Source organism: Bacillus sp. FSL R5-0422 (assembly GCF_038610765.1).
Taxonomy (GTDB): Bacteria; Bacillota; Bacilli; order Bacillales; family Bacillaceae; genus Bacillus; species Bacillus pumilus_O.
Window position 1 is genome coordinate 3,599,668 of the sequence record NZ_CP152014.1, and the last position, 19,905, is coordinate 3,619,572.

General features: G+C 41.0%; 19 protein-coding genes. 8 read left to right on the forward strand and 11 right to left on the reverse strand.

What is annotated here, in order from left to right; all coding sequences use genetic code 11:
• Positions 1–347: 347 nt before the first annotated feature.
• The 4 genes from MKX52_RS18430 to MKX52_RS18445 form a co-directional block, all read right to left on the reverse strand.
• Positions 348–761 carry a VOC family protein gene (locus MKX52_RS18430; protein ID WP_012011887.1) on the reverse strand — a complete coding sequence of 138 codons (414 nt, stop codon included), beginning with the start codon at positions 759–761 and terminating at the stop codon, positions 348–350.
• Between the two features lie 129 nt (positions 762–890).
• The gene (gene dnaB, locus MKX52_RS18435) at positions 891–2,255 is read right to left on the reverse strand and encodes a replicative DNA helicase (protein ID WP_012011888.1); all 1,365 of its coding nucleotides are present in this window, start codon (positions 2,253–2,255) and stop codon (positions 891–893) included.
• A gap of 220 nt (positions 2,256–2,475) precedes the next feature.
• Positions 2,476–3,432: a DUF4885 family protein gene (locus MKX52_RS18440; protein WP_342491222.1), complete on the reverse strand. Its 957-nt coding sequence runs from the start codon at positions 3,430–3,432 to the stop codon at positions 2,476–2,478.
• Positions 3,429–4,376 carry a DUF4885 family protein gene (locus MKX52_RS18445; protein ID WP_342491223.1) on the reverse strand — a complete coding sequence of 316 codons (948 nt, stop codon included), beginning with the start codon at positions 4,374–4,376 and terminating at the stop codon, positions 3,429–3,431. Before MKX52_RS18445 ends, MKX52_RS18440 begins: the two co-directional genes overlap by 4 nt.
• A gap of 109 nt (positions 4,377–4,485) precedes the next feature.
• Here MKX52_RS18445 and MKX52_RS18450 point away from each other — a divergent pair, with 109 nt between their 5' ends.
• The 6 genes from MKX52_RS18450 to MKX52_RS18475 all read left to right on the forward strand — a co-directional run bounded on the left by MKX52_RS18450 (position 4,486) and on the right by MKX52_RS18475 (position 10,610).
• Positions 4,486–5,343: a hypothetical protein gene (locus MKX52_RS18450; RefSeq protein ID WP_342491224.1), complete on the forward strand. Its 858-nt coding sequence runs from the start codon at positions 4,486–4,488 to the stop codon at positions 5,341–5,343.
• 335 nt (positions 5,344–5,678) lie between these two features.
• Positions 5,679–7,295: an ABC transporter substrate-binding protein gene (locus tag MKX52_RS18455; protein WP_342491225.1), complete on the forward strand. Its 1,617-nt coding sequence runs from the start codon at positions 5,679–5,681 to the stop codon at positions 7,293–7,295.
• A gap of 98 nt (positions 7,296–7,393) precedes the next feature.
• Positions 7,394–8,365, forward strand: a complete 972-nt coding sequence (locus tag MKX52_RS18460) for an iron-hydroxamate ABC transporter substrate-binding protein (RefSeq protein WP_012011892.1) — start codon at positions 7,394–7,396, stop codon at positions 8,363–8,365.
• A 46-nt stretch (positions 8,366–8,411) separates the two neighbouring features.
• Positions 8,412–9,143, forward strand: a complete 732-nt coding sequence (locus MKX52_RS18465) for an alpha/beta hydrolase-fold protein (protein ID WP_342491226.1) — start codon at positions 8,412–8,414, stop codon at positions 9,141–9,143.
• 90 nt (positions 9,144–9,233) lie between these two features.
• Positions 9,234–9,380 carry a YycC family protein gene (locus MKX52_RS18470; protein WP_003214589.1) on the forward strand — a complete coding sequence of 49 codons (147 nt, stop codon included), beginning with the start codon at positions 9,234–9,236 and terminating at the stop codon, positions 9,378–9,380.
• A gap of 21 nt (positions 9,381–9,401) precedes the next feature.
• Entirely contained in the window at positions 9,402–10,610 is a 1,209-nt protein-coding gene (locus tag MKX52_RS18475) for an MFS transporter (RefSeq protein WP_088002935.1), read from the forward strand.
• Positions 10,611–10,655: 45 nt separating this feature from the next.
• Here the strand turns inward: MKX52_RS18475 and rplI are convergent, their stop codons facing one another.
• The 3 genes from rplI to MKX52_RS18490 are packed head-to-tail and all read right to left on the reverse strand — an operon-like array spanning position 10,656 to position 14,050.
• Complete coding sequence (rplI, locus tag MKX52_RS18480) at positions 10,656–11,105, reverse strand: 50S ribosomal protein L9 (protein ID WP_012011896.1); 450 nt, start codon at positions 11,103–11,105, stop codon at positions 10,656–10,658.
• Positions 11,102–13,081 carry a DHH family phosphoesterase gene (locus MKX52_RS18485; protein ID WP_342491227.1) on the reverse strand — a complete coding sequence of 660 codons (1,980 nt, stop codon included), beginning with the start codon at positions 13,079–13,081 and terminating at the stop codon, positions 11,102–11,104. The genes rplI and MKX52_RS18485 overlap by 4 nt, the downstream gene beginning before the upstream one ends.
• Before the next feature lie 30 nt (positions 13,082–13,111).
• Positions 13,112–14,050 carry a YybS family protein gene (locus MKX52_RS18490; RefSeq protein ID WP_342491228.1) on the reverse strand — a complete coding sequence of 313 codons (939 nt, stop codon included), beginning with the start codon at positions 14,048–14,050 and terminating at the stop codon, positions 13,112–13,114.
• Positions 14,051–14,352: 302 nt separating this feature from the next.
• Between MKX52_RS18490 and MKX52_RS18495 the strand changes: the two genes are divergently transcribed.
• On the forward strand, positions 14,353–15,279 hold the full coding sequence (locus MKX52_RS18495; protein ID WP_342491229.1) for a manganese-dependent inorganic pyrophosphatase: 927 nt from the start codon (positions 14,353–14,355) through the stop codon (positions 15,277–15,279).
• 47 nt (positions 15,280–15,326) lie between these two features.
• On the opposite strand, the gene MKX52_RS18500 is transcribed toward MKX52_RS18495, so the two are convergent.
• The 3 genes from MKX52_RS18500 to MKX52_RS18510 form a co-directional block, all read right to left on the reverse strand.
• Positions 15,327–16,184, reverse strand: a complete 858-nt coding sequence (locus MKX52_RS18500; RefSeq protein ID WP_342491230.1) for a DUF3298 domain-containing protein — start codon at positions 16,182–16,184, stop codon at positions 15,327–15,329.
• A complete protein-coding gene (locus MKX52_RS18505; protein WP_050944666.1) occupies positions 16,185–16,679 on the reverse strand; it encodes an RNA polymerase sigma factor in 495 nt (164 codons plus the stop codon).
• A gap of 148 nt (positions 16,680–16,827) precedes the next feature.
• Positions 16,828–17,484, reverse strand: a complete 657-nt coding sequence (locus MKX52_RS18510; protein ID WP_342491231.1) for a hypothetical protein — start codon at positions 17,482–17,484, stop codon at positions 16,828–16,830.
• A gap of 105 nt (positions 17,485–17,589) precedes the next feature.
• Here MKX52_RS18510 and katX point away from each other — a divergent pair, with 105 nt between their 5' ends.
• Entirely contained in the window at positions 17,590–19,179 is a 1,590-nt protein-coding gene (gene katX, locus MKX52_RS18515; RefSeq protein WP_342491232.1) for a catalase KatX, read from the forward strand.
• Between the two features lie 48 nt (positions 19,180–19,227).
• Here katX and wrbA read toward each other — a convergent pair whose 3' ends face one another.
• Positions 19,228–19,842 (reverse strand): NAD(P)H:quinone oxidoreductase, encoded by a 615-nt coding sequence (gene wrbA / locus MKX52_RS18520; RefSeq protein WP_186299398.1) that lies wholly within the window; start codon positions 19,840–19,842, stop codon positions 19,228–19,230.
• Positions 19,843–19,905: the final 63 nt, after the last annotated feature.

The following is a 19,905-nucleotide window of genomic DNA, read 5'->3' on the forward strand; positions in this document are numbered from 1 at the left end:
ACCCCTCCTAAAGCGCAGTTATATTAGAAGCCTACGCATTAATAATTTGAATATTTATCTATATTTTCAATATAACACTATTTATGAAGTTCTCTTACTACATCTTAATTTTTTAAGGTAAAACTTCTAATATCCTTAGATTAAAATGACTGGGAGTATATATATAATGAACAACCTACAACATCAGCCCGGATATAAAAAATCCCATTCTCTTCGGCTGCTTGAAGGACCTTCCCCAGTTTTTAATAGAGTGACTAGCTTGTTAAAATAGGCTTTTGGAAGATGTGATCAACTGCGTGTCACACCTCGTTCATAACAGAAAAAACTCCCGGGCATGGGAGTCTTTTTTAAACAGGGGTGATGCCATCTGTGTTCATGAGCACAATGCGATACCCATCTGGATCTTCAATGGTTGCTCCACCCCGTTCCCAATATGGATTTGTAGAGGTGACTTGCCGTCCGCCAAATGAGAGCAACCTCTCTTTCATTTGCTGAAATTCCTCAGCATCCGGAATATAGAACACAAGAAGCTGTTCTGGATGCGGGGCGGGCAAACTTTCTTCTTCTTCATGCTTTGTGATTTCTAAATGAACATGCTGATGAGGGAGCCCCAGCATGACACCATCATATCCTTCATGCTGATCAAACGAGCCTATTCGTTTGAGCCCTAAGCCTTCTTCATAAAAGGACACAACCTCTTCCATGTTGACGGTTGGGCGTGCGATGCGTAATTGAGCGGCTTCGAACTGTTGAAATTTCATCAGTCATCACTCCTTTTCTTCTTTTAGTATACGATTTCTCAGTCTTTCTCTCCTCCTCATTTCGATCGTTTTTCAATCATTCTTTCGATGTAGATCCATTAAAAAAAGCCCAGCTTCTTGAGCTGGGCTTTAAGCACCGGGCGGAACACCCGCATCGTCAAACCTTCTTTCCAGGTTGACGAATTTGTTATATTCTTTGACGAACGCCAGTGATACTGTACCCACTGGGCCGTTACGCTGTTTGGCAATGATGATTTCAATAATGTTCTTATTCTCTGATTCTTTGTCGTAGTAATCATCACGATAAAGGAATGCCACGATATCGGCATCCTGCTCGATACTTCCTGATTCACGAATATCAGACATCATCGGACGTTTGTCCTGACGCTGCTCTACTCCACGTGAAAGCTGAGACAAAGCAATAACTGGAACTTCAAGCTCCCTTGCCAGCGATTTTAATGCCCGAGAGATTTCAGAAACCTCTTGCTGACGGTTATCGCTTGATCGTCCGCTCCCTTGAATGAGCTGTAAGTAGTCAATCAGGATCATACCAAGACCGTTTTCTTGCTTCAAGCGGCGGCATTTTGAGCGAATTTCACTTACCCTGATTCCTGGTGTATCATCAATGAAAATCCCACTATTCGATAGCGAGCCCATCGCCATTGTCAGCTTGCCCCAGTCCTCTTCTGTCAGATTACCGGTTCTTAGGTTTTGTGCATTGATATTCCCCTCTGCACAAAGCATACGCATAACTAGCTGCTCAGATCCCATCTCTAAACTAAAGATGGCGACACTTTCGTCCGTTTTGGTCGCAACATTCTGTGCGATGTTCAATGCGAAAGCCGTTTTCCCTACTGATGGACGAGCTGCTACAATAATTAAGTCATTTCGCTGGAATCCAGCTGTCATCCGATCAAGCTCGGAGAAACCTGTTGGAATCCCTGTGATATCGCCTTTTCGGTTATGAAGCTGTTCAATATTATCATATGTCTGAACAAGCACGTCCTTAATGTTTTGGAAAGCTCCTGAGTTTTTACGCTGCGCCACTTCCATAATGGTCTTTTCAGCATCACTCAACAGATCCTCTACTTCATCCTCACGCGTGTATCCATCCTGTGCAATGGTTGTCGCCGTGCGGATCAGACGTCTTAAAATGGATTTCTCTTCTACAATTTTTGCATAGTATTCTATGTTTGCGGCAGTTGGGACAGAGTTCGCAATATCGGTTAAATACGAAATCCCGCCTACCTCTTCTAGTAAATCTGTATTGGCCAGTTCAGATGTCACCGTAACAAGATCGACCGGTTCCCCTCTATCACCAAGTACAAGCATCGCATTATAAATCTTTTGATGCGACATTCTATAGAAATCCTCTGGAATTAATACCTCAGAAGCGAGCGTGAGCGCAGATGGTTCTAAAAAAACAGCACCTAATACGGCCTGCTCGGCTTCTATATTTTGCGGCGGCAGCCGGTCATCGAGAAGTTCCGTCATGCCAAGCACCGTCCTTTCATAAAAAAATACGCTACTCATCATTTTAACATTTTCACCAATAAAAAAGTGAAAAACATCGTCTATAGTCAAAATTACCATGAGGAGGTTTCGTTGAACAGCCAACCAACGCATCTCAATAGAAAAGACTCTGTAACATCAATTGTTATAGAGTCTTTTATTAACGGTATCTGGTTTTGTACCTGTTGTCGTCCACGTTTTGTTAATCTATTGTTCTCTTAATCCCATAATTCTCTTTTTGTCCAATGTCTTGTAAAGAGCCGTTTTGATAACCAATAGATAACACCAAATCTGGAATAGAATCAAACCCGTTTTTCGCTAGGTCAAATAGTTGTGCACCATAATGTGAAGCGGCAATACGTGCATTTTCAGCTGTATATGGATTTTTCAGGAGTTCTTCTTTGTATAGATCAAAAATATTCGCTCCGTTATCCGTTATAAATTGACCGTTTACAATACTTAAATCTTTTAAATTGTAGCCTGTCACCGTTTTGATTTGGTTGACAAGATGGAACTTTGCCAGAGAATCAGGTGTGAATTGAGTAGAATCATCATTTCTACTTTTCATAATATGAAAAAATAGTTCTCTTGTATTGTTGGTTGTATTTAATAAGTCTTCTATTTGTTTCATGAGCGATTCGTCTTTTGAACCACTCACTACTAATTTGAAATTATTTGGATCAATAGTAAAAGTGATATTTGTGTTTTTAGGAATGGATATTCCGTTTTTAGAGAATAAATCTTGTAATTGTTCGTTGACCTTTTGACGATTGAGTATTTTCTTTTCTACACTTTCTTGTGTAGGATCGTACCGTTTTTCATTACGGAAGATGGCGTCATTAAAGTCATATTGACCACCCTTATTATTCCTTGCCCAACTCATTTCCATAGTGTATGCAGCTTCTCTTTCCGGTTTTGTTAGATCACTTCTGAAATAAGAAGAGTAAGGGTTTCTATACTTATTATATATATGGTCTTGAGGATCATTGAATCGTTTATTTTGTTCATTAATTTTTTCGTATTTTTCATCTAATATTTTCATCCGTCTATCAGATTCGGTCATCACCTCATTTGTACTTTTAATAGCTGGATGGCTATTGAAATCGGTAACGTTCTGATTGTTTAGAACCGCTGTAGCATTTGATGTATTTATCTTCATTTTGTTACTCCGTAATTCACCTTTTGTCCAATGTCATGTAACGACCCATTTTGATAACCAATTGATAACACCAAGTCGGGAATAGAATCAAACCCGTTTTTGGCTAGATCAAATAGCTGTGCTCCGTAATGTGAAGCGGCAATTCGTGCATGTTCTGCTGTGTATGGGTTTTTCAGGAGATCTTCTTTGTATATATCAAAAATATTGACCCCTTTATCCGTTACAAATTGACCGTTTACAATATTTAAGTCTTTTAAATTGTAGCCTGTCACCGTTTTGATTTGATTCACAAGGTGGAATTTAGCAAGAGAATCAGGCGTGAATTGAGTCGAATCATCATTTCTACTTTTCATAATATGGAAAAATAATTCTCTTGTATTGTTGCTTGTATTTAATAGTTCTTCTATTTGTTTAGTCAGCGATTCGTCTTTTGAACCACTTACCACTAATTTAAAATTGTTCGGGTCAATGGTAAAAGTTAAATTTGTGTTTTTAGGAATGGTTATACCGTTTTTAGAGAATAAACTTTGTAATTGTTCGTTGACCTTTTGACGATTGAGTATTTTCTTTTCTACACTTTCTTGGGTTGGATCATACCGTTTTTCATTACGGAAGGCGGCATCATTAGAATTATAATGCCCTCCTGTTCCACTATTAGCCCATCCAATTTCAATAGAGTAAGCCGCCTCTCTTTCCGGTTTGGTTAAATCATTTCTGAAATAAGGGGAGTTTGGATTTCGATACTTATCAAATATATGGCCATGAGGATCTTTGAAACGTTTATTTTGTTCATTTATTTTTTGATATTTTTCATCTAATACTTTCATTCGTTTATCAGCTTCGGTCATCAACTCATTTGTACTTTTAATAGCTGATTGACCTTTATAGTCGATTCGGTTCTGATTGTTAGGCGCACTTGTCGGGTATGACGTATTAATATTCATTTTGATTCTCCTTTTTTCAAAAAATAGTGATTATTAAATATATCGGCAATTAAGTTAAAAATTGTTAGTTTAATGCCGATATAGTAATTATTACAAGGAGGGTTAAAATATGACAAATACTATCTTCAAACGTTTTTTATTACCTGCATTATTATTAGTGCTTGTTACTAGTTTTTTTGCACCTAATTCAGCAGAAGCAGCGATTACGGGGAATAACAGTCCTAACACAGCAAGCTCAATGGGATATTGGAAATATAGTCGTCCAGATACGACAATCTTACCTGAAGGTGAAAACGAAGCGTATTATCAGTTCACAATTAATAAGGGTGAAAAAGTTTATGTTAGAAGTTCATATGATAAGCAGTACACTGGGATGAAAATAGAGGTTTACAATTCGAAATATTCTGATGGTAGATCTAGAGTCATTAACCCTGATTCAGTTACACCATTTATTTTTGCTAATACTGATGACGTTACTTCAAATTCAGAAACTTATTTTGTGAAAGTGACCCGTGGTACATATACAGAAAATATGTATTTTACTGTCTCCATTCAAGATCGCATCAAATCTGGAAATGGAACATTCAATTTTACGGGAGCCGCCACCAACATGGGGAATACTTCTTTGAATTTTTTAGGAGTTGATTCTTCTGTCATTTCAATGGATTTAACGAAGAACTCTTCTATCCCTAAAAATGCAATCGTTAAATCCATTTCAACAACTAGTACCCAATCGCCTAACCAAGGAAATGTCACTCACAAGCTGATGGCTGATGCAAACAAGATTTGGAACGAATCCATTGTTTCATCTGCAACAAGTGGTTCTTACCGTATTTCTCTGGAAAATCAATTAAAAGTCGCTCAAAAATGGAGCTTTAAGTACAATGCAAAGGCTACAGCAAGATCTACTATGAGCAATGTCAAAGCCGATATCCGTTACGAATATGATGTCACAGATGGATTCTAATTTAATGGTGTTTACAGACATGTGCACCATTTGACCAAAAAGTAAGGGCACAACCCTTACTTTTTTTAATTGTGACATTTTGAATGCTATACTTTACCACTTTTAAAACAGCCGCCTCATTTGACTAATCTATAAAATAAAGATAACATTTTTGATAATGATAATCATTTTCACTTGTAGTTGCATGTATTCACTACTTTCCAAGCAAACTTCCAAAATCTCGGTTACGATGATGTCACCGCAGACACACAGCCTAACTCATATACAATCATTGTCACCCTGTGAAGAAGACAGGGTGTTTTTCAATTCACTATATAAAGTAGAGGTGACTGTACATGAACAATAATCCAAGACCTGAGCTGACGGATGCCGGTCATTTTATATATCGCCTGATCAGTGTTGAAAAAATCCATCACACAGCATTACCGCATGTAGAACAACAGCTTTCCGATGCATACTGCCTTCTTTTCAGTCTCAAAAGCAGCGGATTTCTCTTCATCAATGATAAAAAAGGGCGCCTAACAGATGAAACACTGTATACCATTATGCCAAACGATACATTTATGCTAGATACCGTGCCCAATCAAAAACATGAGCTTTATTTAGTCCGTTTTCACATATATGCCATGCTTCATGATGAGATAACACCCATTTCACAAGAGAAGGCAAAGTCTCTTCTCAATGCATGGCAATTCGTCCATACAGATGCCTTCGACCAAATCCATTACTCGTTATCACAGATGATTGACCTTTGGAAGAAGAATGATTCCGTTCATTCCTTTCAATGCCAGTTACTGTTTCAATCGTTGATTCTCAAACTGCTGACACTTCACCAGCACAAGGTGAGGGACACGGCACAAGCACTCTTAAAAACGAAGCAATACATCAACGATCATTCAGATGAACCCATTCGCCTAGCCACACTTGCTAAGATGGCTGGAATTAGCCCCAATCATTATAGCGAACAATTTAAGAAGCAATTTGGTCAAAGCGTTACAGACTATGTAACGAGAAAAAGGCTGACCCGTGCTAAGCAACTGATAGCGCAAGGACATAACAAGCTTAAAAATATTGCCCAGGAAATCGGTTATCAAGACCCTTACTACTTTAGTCGATTGTTTAAGAAAAAGACCGGTATAACTCCTTCTCAGTATATGAAAAGCAGACAGCGTAAAATCATTGCATACGGTCCATCTATCCTTGGACAATTCACACCGCTTCACTTGCTTCCTTATGCTGCACCTCTTCATCCGAAGTGGACTGCCTATGATTTTGAACACTATGGAGACGATATTCCCATTCATTTAAACGCACACCGAGTTAATCAACATAGCGAAATAGACATCCAGCAAGTACAAAAAGCACAACCAGAACTTATCATTGCAAACGATCAAATCACAAAGGAAGAGAAAGAGGCACTTCAATCAATTTGTCCTGTACATTTTGTCTCTTTTAAATTATTAAACTGGCGGGCTCAGTTCCAAGAGACAGCCGCCCTATTAGGGGAAGAAAAAGAAGCAGAGGAATGGCTGATACATTACGATGAACTAGTAGAGTATACGAAGAGAGTTTGCTCACACAGGAAAAAAACAATGCTCCCAATCAGAGTGTATCAAGATCAACTCTACTTGTACGTCAACCGCACAATGTCAGAGGTCATATTAGAAGAGATCGGTGTGCCTCCCGCCTTTCATCAAACTAGCAGCTTGATAGAGCAGAAAATAGATATCGCCTTTATCCAGCAGTGTGATCCAGACTGCATATTTTTACTCTTGCATAAAGAACCAGACACCATCGCTTTTTACCATCAATTAAAACAGCAGGAAGCTTGGCAAAACATTAGAGCAGTTGCGAGGCAAGCTGTCTATTCGCTTTCTTCAGATCCATGGAGAGAATATTCAGCTGCTAGCCACTTACGGGTCATTCAACATCTATTATCTTTTTATCCGTAAAAAGTCCAGCAAAGTCCTGTGAAAAATCTATGGAACCGTGATGCAAAGAGGCATACAATCTTTAATTGAGAACAATTATCAGTTAAAGGAGAAAACGTATGAAAAAATGGGCAGCTTTTCTTTTCATTTGTATGGTCATGATTATCACTTCAGCTTGTGGCAATGGAGATCAAACAACGGCTACAACAAAGAAAACAACCTCCACGGAAACACCAGCTAAGGCTGAAATAGAGTATTTAGGAAAGACATATGAAGTCAACACACCAGCAAAACGACTTGTCATTGCTGGAAGCTTAGAATCAATGGAAGATGCCAAACTGCTTGGTATTCATCCAATTGGTGCTTCAACAGTAGGCGGCACATTCCCATCATTATTTGAAGACATCACGTCTAAAACAGAAGGCATTGGTGAGAAAACAGAACCAAACGCAGAAAAAATTCTGAAGCTCAAACCTGATGTCATTTTAGGGTCAACAAAGTTCCCGCCAGCGACCATTCAAAAACTAGCTAAGATTCAAACAACCATTCCAGTGTCTCATATTTCTTCCGATTGGAAAGCCAATCTCATATTGCTTGGACAATTGACTGGGAAAGAAACAGAAGTAAAAACGATCATTGCAAACTATCAAAAAGACTTAGAAAAAGCGAAAAAAACATTAAAAGAAACAAGTAAAAACAAAACAGCCATCATCCTCCGCATTCGACAAGGAGATCTTTACGTCTATCCTGAAGATGTATATTTCAACTCTACCTTGTATGGAGATCTTGGATTTACTGCACCAAACGAAGTAAAAAAGGCCAAAGCACAATCCTTACTTTCATTGGAACGGCTCGGCGAATTGGATCCTGATTATATTTTTATTCAATTCTCTGAGGAAGAAAACGCATCAAATCCGAAAGCCCTCAAGGATTTAGAGTCCAATCAGATTTGGGCAAGCCTTCAAGCAGTGAAACAAGGGCATGTGAGTGAAAATATCGTCGATCCCCTGCTTCAAGGTGGGACAGCTTTAAGTAAAACCACATTTCTCGAACAAGCAGTCAATTGGTTATCATCAAAAAAAACTGAATGAGCGCCGTCATGGCGCTCTTCATCATCATCGAAGGAGGACCTCCTAAATGAAAGGTACTTTTTTATATGAAGAACTGAACGGACGGCAACTCGATATTTATCTCCCGCCTCATTCAAACACCCTCATGCCGGCTGTGATTGTCCAGGATGGATCTTCCCTGTTTCATCAGCACATCCTTTCTTTAGAAGAGATGATCGAAGGCCGTTCCATCATGCCTGTAGTACTGATTGGCATTCACCCAATCAACCGGCTCGATGAATATACACCTTGGGAGGCACCCTCCCTTCATTCATCCTTCCCAGCTTTCAAAGGTGAAGCAGACACGTATCTCGCTTTTTTAACTGACCAGTTGATGCCTTATCTTGTTCAATACTATCCGATTGAGCCTGATGATCGTCAGCACGCACTTATTGGTGCCTCCTTAGGTGGCCTTGTGTCCATGTATGCACTTTGGAAGAAGCAATTCTTTTTTCAACATATCGGCTCTCTTTCCGGTTCCTTTTGGTATCCTCACTTCATGCCTTATGTACGTCAACATCACCCTAAGGCTTTACCCCAGCGCATTTATTTATCCGTTGGCAGTGAGGAAGGAAAGGAGAAATCTTCTGCTCAGCAACATATGGTGCCATTTACGGAAGAGCTGCATCACATTCTGCACGGTTATGGTATGCCAAAACACCAACTCCGCCTTCATATTGAGTACAGGGAGGGACATCATATCAGTCAATTTCAGCGAAACTTTGTCTCTGCCCTCAAGTGGTTTTATGGCGCTAAATAGAGCCTGCCGCAGTGAAAATTTTTTCAGCCGCACGATGAGCGGTTATGATATATTGGAACTTATAGATTGAAAGAGGAGGGAGATTTGCGTATGAGACCTTTACAAATCTCAGCCGACACGGCACAAAAACTTGCGGCATCACTCAATGTACCCATTGAACAAATCATGCATATGCCGCAACATATCTTAATCGCTAAACTAGCAGAACTTGAACAGAAGAAAGATCGTTCTTCTTAAAGAATAAAGGAGTATACATTCATGGAACAACAACTAGAACAATCAACCTTACATCCCCGCAGTAAAGGACAAACCATCCTGCTGATTGCTGGGATTTTACTTATTGCATTTAACCTACGACCTGCCATTACGTCTGTTGGCCCTCTCATCGGTGCCATTCGTTCCGATTTGCAGTTGTCTAACGGACTTGCAGGTTTTCTTACGACGTTACCACTGCTCTCATTCGCATTGCTTTCTCCCATTACACCTAAAATCGGAAAGCGTCTGGGCAACGAACGAACCCTTTGGCTAGGGCTCGCTGTCCTTCTGTTTGGGATTGTGATTCGCTCGTTTGGTTCCATCACCTTCTTAATGATCGGAACCGCACTTATCGGTGTCGGGATTGCGATATGTAATGTGCTCTTACCGGGGCTCGTGAAGCATAAATTTCCTGCACATGCTGGTTTAATGACAAGTGTCTATACGACCTCGATGTCCGTCTTTGCGGCACTTGCATCAGGTGTCAGTGTTCCGCTTAGCCATGCAATGCCTGGCGGCTGGAATACATCATTCCTCGTATGGGCTGGCCTTGCACTTCTTGCGATGATGGTCTGGGCTCCACAGCTTCTTCATCAGAACACAGCGTCTGTCAAAAGCATTTCGCTCACAGAGCAGCCAATATGGCGTTCACGTGTCGCATGGCAGGTAACTTTATTTATGGGGCTGCAGTCATTCCTTTTCTATAGCAGCATCGCTTGGTTTCCTGATATCTTAACATCACATGGAATGAATCTATCAACAGCCGGTTGGATGCTGTCCATTATGCAGTTTGTTGGGCTGCCATCCACCTTTCTAGCACCTGTTTTTGCAGAAAAATTAAAAACACAAAGACCGCTTGTCTTCGGGCTTGTCCTTGTGTATTTACTTGGGATGATCGGACTTCTCCTCGGAGGATCGACGCCTATTCTGGTGATCTCTGTTTTATTGATCGGTATTGGACAAGGTGCAAGCATCAGTCTTGCCCTCACATTTATCGGATTACGGACAACCAATATGGAGCAAGCCGCTGCGCTTTCTGGAATGGCGCAGTCTATCGGTTATTTATTAGCCGCCGTTGGTCCACTCATGATCGGTATCCTTTTTGATGTCACACATACATGGACGCCGTCCATTATCATCTTTATCATCGTTCTATTTTTCATGTTTTTATCCGGTATGCGTGCTGGACGAAGCGTCTATATTTCAGATTGATCATAAAAAAGAACCCGCCTCCTCGTGAGACGGGTTCTTTTCTGTTTATGCTTGTTCTGTCACGTGTACCTTTAACGTTGCTTGTACCTCTGGATGAAGCTTCACCGGTACATTTGTGTAACCTAATGCACGGATGGCGTCATTCAGCTCGATTTTGCGCTTATCGACTTTGATTTGATGATCTTTTTGCAATTTATCAGCGATTTGTTTGCTTGTAATTGATCCAAACAGACGACCGCCTTCACCTGATTTTGCTGTTAGTTCCACTGTTAGCGCCTCAAGTGTTTCCTTTAGTTGTTTCGCTTGTTCAAGCTCTTGGACGGCATTCTTTTTCTCTTTGTTCTTCTGCCCTTCCAATGCACTTAGGTTCGTTGGGTTTGCTTCAACCGCTAACCCTTGTTTGATGAGAAAGTTGTGAGCGTATCCGTCAGCGACATTCTTGACTTCGCCTTTTTTCCCTTTGCCTTTTACGTCTTTTAGAAAGATGACTTTCATCTTTGAACCCCTCCTTCGAAATATTCATCAATGGCAGCTTTTAACTGCTCTACCGCTTCTTCAATGGTTATACCATACATTTGGGTTGCAGCGTTAGTCAAATGACCGCCGCCATCTAACGCTTCCATGATAATTTGAACGTTGATATCCCCTAATGATCTCGCACTAATGCACACCGTATTGTCATCTCGCCTAGCGACAGCAAATGACGCTTCTACCTCACTCATTGACAACAGGGAATCAGCCGTCTGGGCAATCGTAATTTGATCATAATACTCCGAGCTGTCGGACGGTAATGAAGCAATCGCCACCTGATTTTGATACAAATCTGTATGCTGAATGAGCTTTGCCCGTTTGATGTAATGATCCACGGTCTCTTTTAGGAACTTTTGCACAAGGACAGGATCTGCCCCCTTCGCACGAAGGTAAGAGGCTGCATCAAACGTTCTTGATCCCGTTCTCAGCGAGAAACTCTTCGTATCAACGATGATCCCTGCGAGAAGCGCAGTCGCTTCGATCATGTTAATGCGCAATTTCTTCGGCTGATACTCTAAAAGCTCTGTCACAAGCTCTGCTGTGGATGAAGCATACGGCTCCATATAGACAAGTAATGGATCACGGATAAACTCCTCGCCGCGTCTATGATGGTCAATGACCACGACATGTTCAATTTTATTGAGTAGTCGTTCTTCCATGACGAGAGACGGTTTATGTGTATCCACGACCACAAGCAGCGTGTCATCCTTTGCAAGCTCCATGGCTTCCTCTGGGGTGATAAAACGTGACCAAAGATCTTCATAATTCTTAATTTCACTAATCAAGCGTTGAACACTGTCACCAATTTGGTTGGCATCAATGACAATATAGCCTTCTTTCCCGTTGGCCTGGGCGACCTTTAAAATCCCAATGGATGCACCGATCGAGTCCATGTCTGGGAACTTATGCCCCATGATCATGACATTGCCGCTTTCAGATACAATTTCTTTTAAAGCATGAGAAATAACTCGTGCGCGTACACGTGTCCGTTTCTCCATTGGGTTCGTTTTCCCGCCGTAGAATTTCACTTTTCCATTCGGCTGCTTAATGGCGACCTGATCCCCGCCTCGTCCGAGGGCAAGATCAAGACTCGACTGCGCAAGTGCCCCAAGTTCTTTTAAAGAAGGTACGGATGCACCGATCCCGATACTCAAGGTCAGCGTCGCACTATGCGCTCCTGTTTTCTCACGGACCTCATCTAAAATAGAGAATTTCGACGCTTCCAGTTCTGCTAAAATGCTTTCATTTAGAACCGCCATAAATCGTTCGGACGAAATTCGCTTCAGGAAAATACCATATTCCTGTGCCCAGTTGTTTAAAAGTGACGTCACTTCACTATTAATGGCGCTGCGCACCTGATCATCAAGACCCTGCGTGACATCATCGTAATTGTCTAAAAAGATATAAGATAACACCGTTCGTTCATTTTCGTACTGTCTTTCAATCTGTACCTGTTCTGTGACATCAAAGAAATATAAAAGGCGTTCTGACCGTTTAATAATGACTTTGAATTTCCGATCATTCAGCGTCACATTTTCTGTCTCGACCTCTTGTTTAATAAGAGGCACAATGGACTCGAATGTATCATACAAGGATCTGCCGACAAGCGTGCTTTCATGAAAACACGAAGCGAGAAATGGATTTGTCCATTCGATATAATACTGGTCATTAAACAGCATAATACCAATTGGCATTTCCATTAATGCTTCTTCTCCAACCTTTTTGACTCGATAGGATAATGTTGAAATATATGAATCAATCTCTTTCTGAACTTGCGTATCTGCCCACTTTAAGAAGTAGAGCACACCTGCAAGGACTAAAAGACCAACAGCTCCTATGATCCAATTATAATAAAGGTTGAGGAGGACTGTGAATACCGCAAGGACAATTAAAGCGATGATCGGATACTTGATGACAGGTTTTCTATAGAAGCTTGGCACTGATATCAACTCCTCAACATTCAGAGTGAATTATTTGTTTTTCACTTTTTCTCTTAAATCAAAGCCTATGTCAGCAATCCCTATGATACGCACAACCACACCGACTGGCGGATAGAGAACCCCTAACACGATAGCGGAAATGGGGACTGCTTTTGAGATGCCTTTTTCGTGGCAATAATAGAAGATAAAAGAAAATCCCTGAATAAGCACCAGTATAAATAAAATTTTAAACGCACTCGACTGAACGAGCCATAAAAAGCTGCCTTTTTCTGTCTGAATCAGCATCAAAAGCAGTGTGAGTAAATAATACCATACCATGCTTTTTGGCAGCCGCATATCCTTAAATTTCTTAAGGACTGGCATGTCTGATACAAACCGTTTGATCAAGGGCCGCACGAACCAATGATTCACAAAAGCCATCAAAGTAGCAGTGATCAAAAGCGCTACAGGTAGAGCGTTTAATGCTGTATCCTGCAACTCTTTAAACTGTTTGAGCTGTTTGGCAATCTCCTTTTCAGACGCGCCGGATTGCTTTAAAGTACTCTCTAACATCGGCATCATTTGCTCAATCGACTCTTTCGCAATATTCATGATATCGATTTGAAAAAGCTGAACACTGACAATAAAGGAGATAAGAAAACTGAATAAATAAATCAGCCCACCTGCAATGATGGCATTTCCGGGCTGCCGTCTGCTGTAGAAAACACCCATGCCTAATCCCACAGCAATCAGAATGGGCGCAGTCATGAGTCCATTAATAGACCCAATTAAAAAGCTGATCACTATCCCGATAGCGCCAGCAGCAATTCCTTTTTTCAAGCCGTGCCTGATTGTATAGAGGATGATCGGAATCGGAGCAGCTAGAAAGAAAATAATGGATAATAGCGGCACATACAAATAAAACAGCGTCATGACAGAGAAAATACTGATCATGATAGCGCCCTCTACTAACGCTTTTGTTTGTTTCACACCTTCACCTCTATCCAATCCTTTTACTATATCTTGCTCAATGTGTCCTTCTATGTATACGTACGATGTAAGCTACTCCATGTCTTACCCCAACCTTTATTTTACCATAGCGGTAAATCGCAAGTAAAATGCAGGCTATCTTAAGAGCGTTTCACGTGGAACACTGATACAGATTCGTACATGCAACTTTTCAAACAGCATGTTACAATTTTTTAAATTATTCTTAGCTATAAACCCTGAATTCAAGGACAAAAGCTGTTAGAATAGAAACATCATCAATAAATGTAAGAAGGAGAATTCACATGGGAAAAACACTCGTATTCGGACACAAAAATCCTGACACAGACACGATTTGCTCTGCTATCGCTTACGCTGATCTAAAAAATAAAATCGGCATCGAAGCAGAAGCGGTCAGACTTGGAGAAATCAACGGAGAAACACAATTCGCATTAGACTTCTTTAAACAAGAAGCACCTCGTTTCATTGAAACGGCTGCAAATGAAACAAAGCAAGTCATTCTTGTCGATCATAACGAATTCCAACAAAGTGTAAGCGATATTGATCAAGTACAAGTGACTGAAGTCATTGACCATCACCGTATTGCCAACTTTGAAACAAGTGAACCTCTATACTATCGCGCTGAGCCTGTTGGCTGTACAGCAACAATTTTAAACAAAATGTACAAAGAGAACCAAGTGAAGATTGAAAAAGAAATCGCTGGTTTGCTTTTATCTGCAATCATTTCTGATTCCTTGCTATTCAAATCCCCAACATGCACACAGCAGGATATTGATGCTGCGCATGAACTCGCAAAAATCGCAGGGGTAGATCCAGAAGTTTACGGCCTAGATATGCTAAAAGCTGGTGCTGACCTTAGCCAAAAAACGGTTCAAGAATTAATTACAATTGATGCAAAAGAATTCGCATTAGGCAATAGCAAAGTGGAAATTGCGCAAGTCAATACAGTAGATATCGCTGAAGTGACAGCTAGACAGGCTGAAATTGAAGCGAAAATCAATGAAGTCATCGCAGCGAAAGGCCTTGATCTATTCGTTCTAGTGATCACAGACATCCTAGAAAATGACTCTCTTGCACTTGCTCTCGGTGCAGAAGCGGCAAAAGTAGAAAAAGCATTTCATGTCACACTTGAAAACAACACCGCTTTACTAAAAGGTGTCGTATCAAGAAAGAAACAAGTTGTACCTGCACTGACAGACGCACTTTCATAATAAACATTAAAAGACTGCTGACATGTTCAGCAGTCTTTTTTCTTCTTTTAATGAATGTACATATCGCTGACAAGAATATCCTTTAGCACACTTGTTGGAATCGTAAATTCAACTACGCCCATGTAACCAGGCGCCACATCATATTCATTAAAGGAAATCACCAGTTTGCCTTTTGAATTGATATAGAAGCTTTGGTCTGGCTGAATCTTCTTAAACGGATCAACCATATCTTGCTTGGTCATCCAGTAAATCTTATTTGAATCTTCTTTCATCTGCTTCTTCATTTGTTCTTTAATATTTTCACTAATCACATCAATATACCGATCATCTTTAAACAGACTTGGCAATGTAATGAGTACATGGTTTTTCTTATCGATCGTATCATATGTCATTTCCTCTGCCGCAGAAGCCTGAGTCGTTACCTTGTATCGACCTAGTGAAAGGATTTGGTCATTGTTTGTTTTCACTTCATATCCGCTCTCTACACTCAAATGACCATTTTTATAACCCTTTGTTTCCTTTTCGAAATCTTGATACAGCTTTTTGTTTTCAGCTAAATATTTTTGATTCAGGCTGTCTTGTAATTTTCCGTCCCCAAGCCCTGAAACGTGTGGTGTTTTAAGGTCAATATTCGTTCCTTGGTCGCTCTTTTTAAATTCAGTGAATGTCACAACTTTCACTAGCTCGCCAATGATCGGTACCTCTGAAATCGCTCTTGCCGCCTGTGGACTGACATTTACAGTCGTAACAAATAAAGCAGCCGCAGCAACAAGTCCGATCGTCCATTGCTGAAAATGAGGTTTTTTGATTTTTCGTTTTAATGTTCGTTCAACCATAGCATCGAATTCCGGCGGAATAGGGATTTCTAAATATTCCTCTTTTAACTGTTCCAAATGCTTATCCATTTATATTTCCTCCTGCGATAATTCTACTTTTAAAAGCCGCAACGCCTTATATAATCTTGTTTTGATGGTGTTTTCGTTTTCTTCGAGAATGTGGGCGATGTCCTCTAGTTTTAAATCTTCAAAGAATCTCAAGATAATGATGACCCGGTACATATCGGGCAAATCCTCTATGGCTCGTCTGACATCTTGATCTTCATAAACATCTGATTCACCCTGTGATAAGAACTCAAGCGTGTCATCATCTGTCACTTGCACACGCTTCTTCTTTCGTAAAAAGTCTAGGGCAGCGTTCACCACAATTTTATAAAACCAGCTATGCATCTTGGTCGCATCCTCTAACCTGTGAACAGATTTGAGTGCTTTATGAATCGCCTCTTGAACGACATCCATCGCATCTTCTGGATTTTTGACATAACTATAGGACAATCGATAAAAACTGTGTTTATGCTCCATTACGTAATCAGCAAATTGATCCTCAATTTTTCGTTTCTTCATTTTACAAAGAGCTCCTTTATCTTAAATGCGCATCGGTTATTTCTTACATTGGATAGACGCGCACCTTTTGAAAATAGTTTGCGCTCGATTATTTTTTAACATGTCATCCCATTTCCGTTTCTATACAAAAAGAGCGAACCAGGCAGGTTCACTCTTTCAAAGCAGATATTGTTTGATGGACATACTGTTTAAGTGGAGAAAGCGGATGAATGATCGGAACACCTGTCTCTTCTACCATCTGCTGTGCCGCATGAACCATCGATAACTGCATCACGCAAATGTCCCCATCTTCTTTCATACATCTTCTGAGCTGCTTTTTAATTTCCTCCTCATAAGCGTGCAATTCACCGTTTAGGCAAAGGTGAAAGACACCCTCCATCACCATAACTTCTGCATCAATCTGTTTGCCGTGCTTTTTTGCATATGATCCAAGCCGCTCCATTGTCCCCTCCACTGTATCCGGGTTTGAAAACACAAGTTGAAGCGGCCCTTTTCTCTGACAAATCAGCTCAAATAACGGTTCATCGATCGGAACAATTGGTTGTTTAAAGAGATGCTCTTGATCACCTAATGCGGCAATGTATTGTGTACACGTGAGCAGAATGATGTCAGCTTCATCTTCTTTCATCAGTTTGTTGATGGCATAGGCTTGTTGCTTGTGAGGATGAAAATCTGGATCTTGTGTGGCACGTTCTATAAATGATGAATCGACCGTGTGATGCAACTCAATATCTGGATCTCCAAACACGTCTTCTATATAGGACTGATTAGACGGATGGGCATGAAGGCAGTGTAATCGAATCATCAGGTTCGCTCCTCGTGAAAGTTTTCAATCATTATATCAATCCTTGTATGAAATAGGGAGAAAGATGACCATATTGTTAGGGAGATATTGAAGGAGGGATTCGAATTGAAAGAAGATCAACACCCTAAATCATCTTCAGAGTCAGAAGACACTTTAACAAATCGGCAAGGTCACCCCGTAACAGACAATCAAAATATGAGAACTGTCGGAAATAGAGGCCCGACTACGCTTGAAAACTACGATTTCCTAGAAAAAATCAGTCATTTTGACCGCGAACGTATTCCTGAACGTGTCGTCCATGCACGCGGGGCGGGAGCTCACGGTTACTTTGAAGCCTATGGCACATTCGGTGATGAACCTATTTCTACTTATACAAGAGCAAAATTATTTCAGGAAAAAGGAAAAAAGACACCTGTTTTCGTCCGTTTTTCTTCTGTCATTCACGGCGGTCATTCTCCAGAAACATTGCGCGATCCGAGAGGGTTTGCGATTAAATTTTATACAGAAGAAGGTAACTGGGATCTCGTTGGAAACAACCTGAAAATTTTCTTTATCCGAGATGCTTTGAAATTTCCCGATTTGGTTCATGCGTTTAAGCCAGACCCTGTCACCAACCGTCAGGACGGCGAGCGTATTTTTGACTTCGTCTCGCAATCTCCTGAAGCGACACATATGGTGACATTTCTCTTTTCACCATGGGGCATCCCAGCAACCTATCGGCACATGCAAGGCTCAGGTGTCCATGCCTACAAATGGGTGAACCATGAAGGAAAAGCGGTGCTGGTCAAATATCACTTTGAACCGAAGCAAGGCATTCGCAATCTGACACAAGAACAGGCTCAAGCGATACAAGGTGAAAACTTTAATCATGCCACACAGGATTTATATGAAGCCATTGAGCAAGGAGATCATCCTGAATGGGAGGTCTATGCGCAGATCATGGAAGATGATGCCCACCCTCACCTTGACTTTGACCCGCTTGATCCAACCAAGCTATGGTACAAGGATGACTATCCATGGAAGCCTATTGGACGAATGGTATTAAACAAAAATCCAGAAAATTATTTCGCAGAAGTTGAGCAAGTTGCCTTTGGGACTGGCGTTCTTGTAGACGGCTTGGATTTCTCAGATGATAAATTACTCCAAGGACGCACCTTCTCTTACTCTGACACGCAGCGATATCGAGTGGGACCGAACTATTTACAGCTGCCGATCAATGCCCCGAAAAAGCATGTCGCCACGAATCAAAGAGATGGGCAAATGGAATACCAGGTCGATCAAGGCAAAGGCCAAAACCCCCATGTAAATTATGAACCATCGATCCTCGGCGGACTAAAAGAAGCTAAGCAGGACGGGAAGGATCATACGCCTTTTGTTGAGGGTGACGTCAAACGGGAAGCTATTGACCGCCCAAACAACTTCGGACAAGCCGGAGAAACGTATCGCCGCTTCAATGATTGGGAACGTGAGGAATTGATTAAGAACTTAGTCAACACTCTTGCGACTTGTCAAAAGGACATTCAAGCGCAAATGATCGAAAACTTTACAAAGGCAGACCCTGACTACGGAAAGCGTGTCGCTGACGGCTTAAAGGCCTTCAAACAAGAACAGCCAAGCGGACCTATAGGCTCAACTGGCGCCGCACAAGCCGTGGATGATGCGATTAACAACAGCACACCATCAGATCCTTATTAAATAAAAAAGAATGCAGCGCCTAGGCTGCATTCTTTTTGTATTCATTCATTAAGCGTTTTGACCCTTTTTGATCCATTCTGCTACATTGACCGTACGTTTTGCTTGATGTTTTGCAGCAGCTTCTGCATCCTCTTGGATTTTTCCATTTTGGTCAACAGTCACACTCACACCGTATGGGTTGCCCCCTGCGCCGTACAATGAGTCATCTGTGTAACCAGGAGCGGCAATAATCGCTCCCCAGTGGAACATTGTTGTGTAAAGGCTAAGAATGGTCTGCTCCTGCCCACCATTTGGGTTTTGTGCAGATGTCATTGCACTTACCGCTTTGTTTGCCAATTTCCCTTGGAACCATAGGCCACCAGTTGTGTCTAAAAATTGCTTCATTTGAGCCGGTAAGTTACCAAAACGTGTTGGCATGCTAAAGATGATCGCATCTGCCCACTCTAAATCACTTAATTGAACCTCTGGAACATCCTTTGTTTCGTCTAAATGTGCTTTCCATGCTGGATTTGATGCTACAACTGCTTCTGGTGCCAATTCTGCAACCTTTAATACTTTCACTTCGGCGCCAGCTTCTTTCGCTCCAGCCTCTGCCCATTTTGCCATCTGATAGTTTGTACCTGTTGAACTATAATAAATAACTGCTAATTTTACGTTTTCCATTTGTTCCATCTCCTTTTGTTTGGTTTGCCCAAAAAGCTTCTGTAAAAATCCCACCTATTTTCC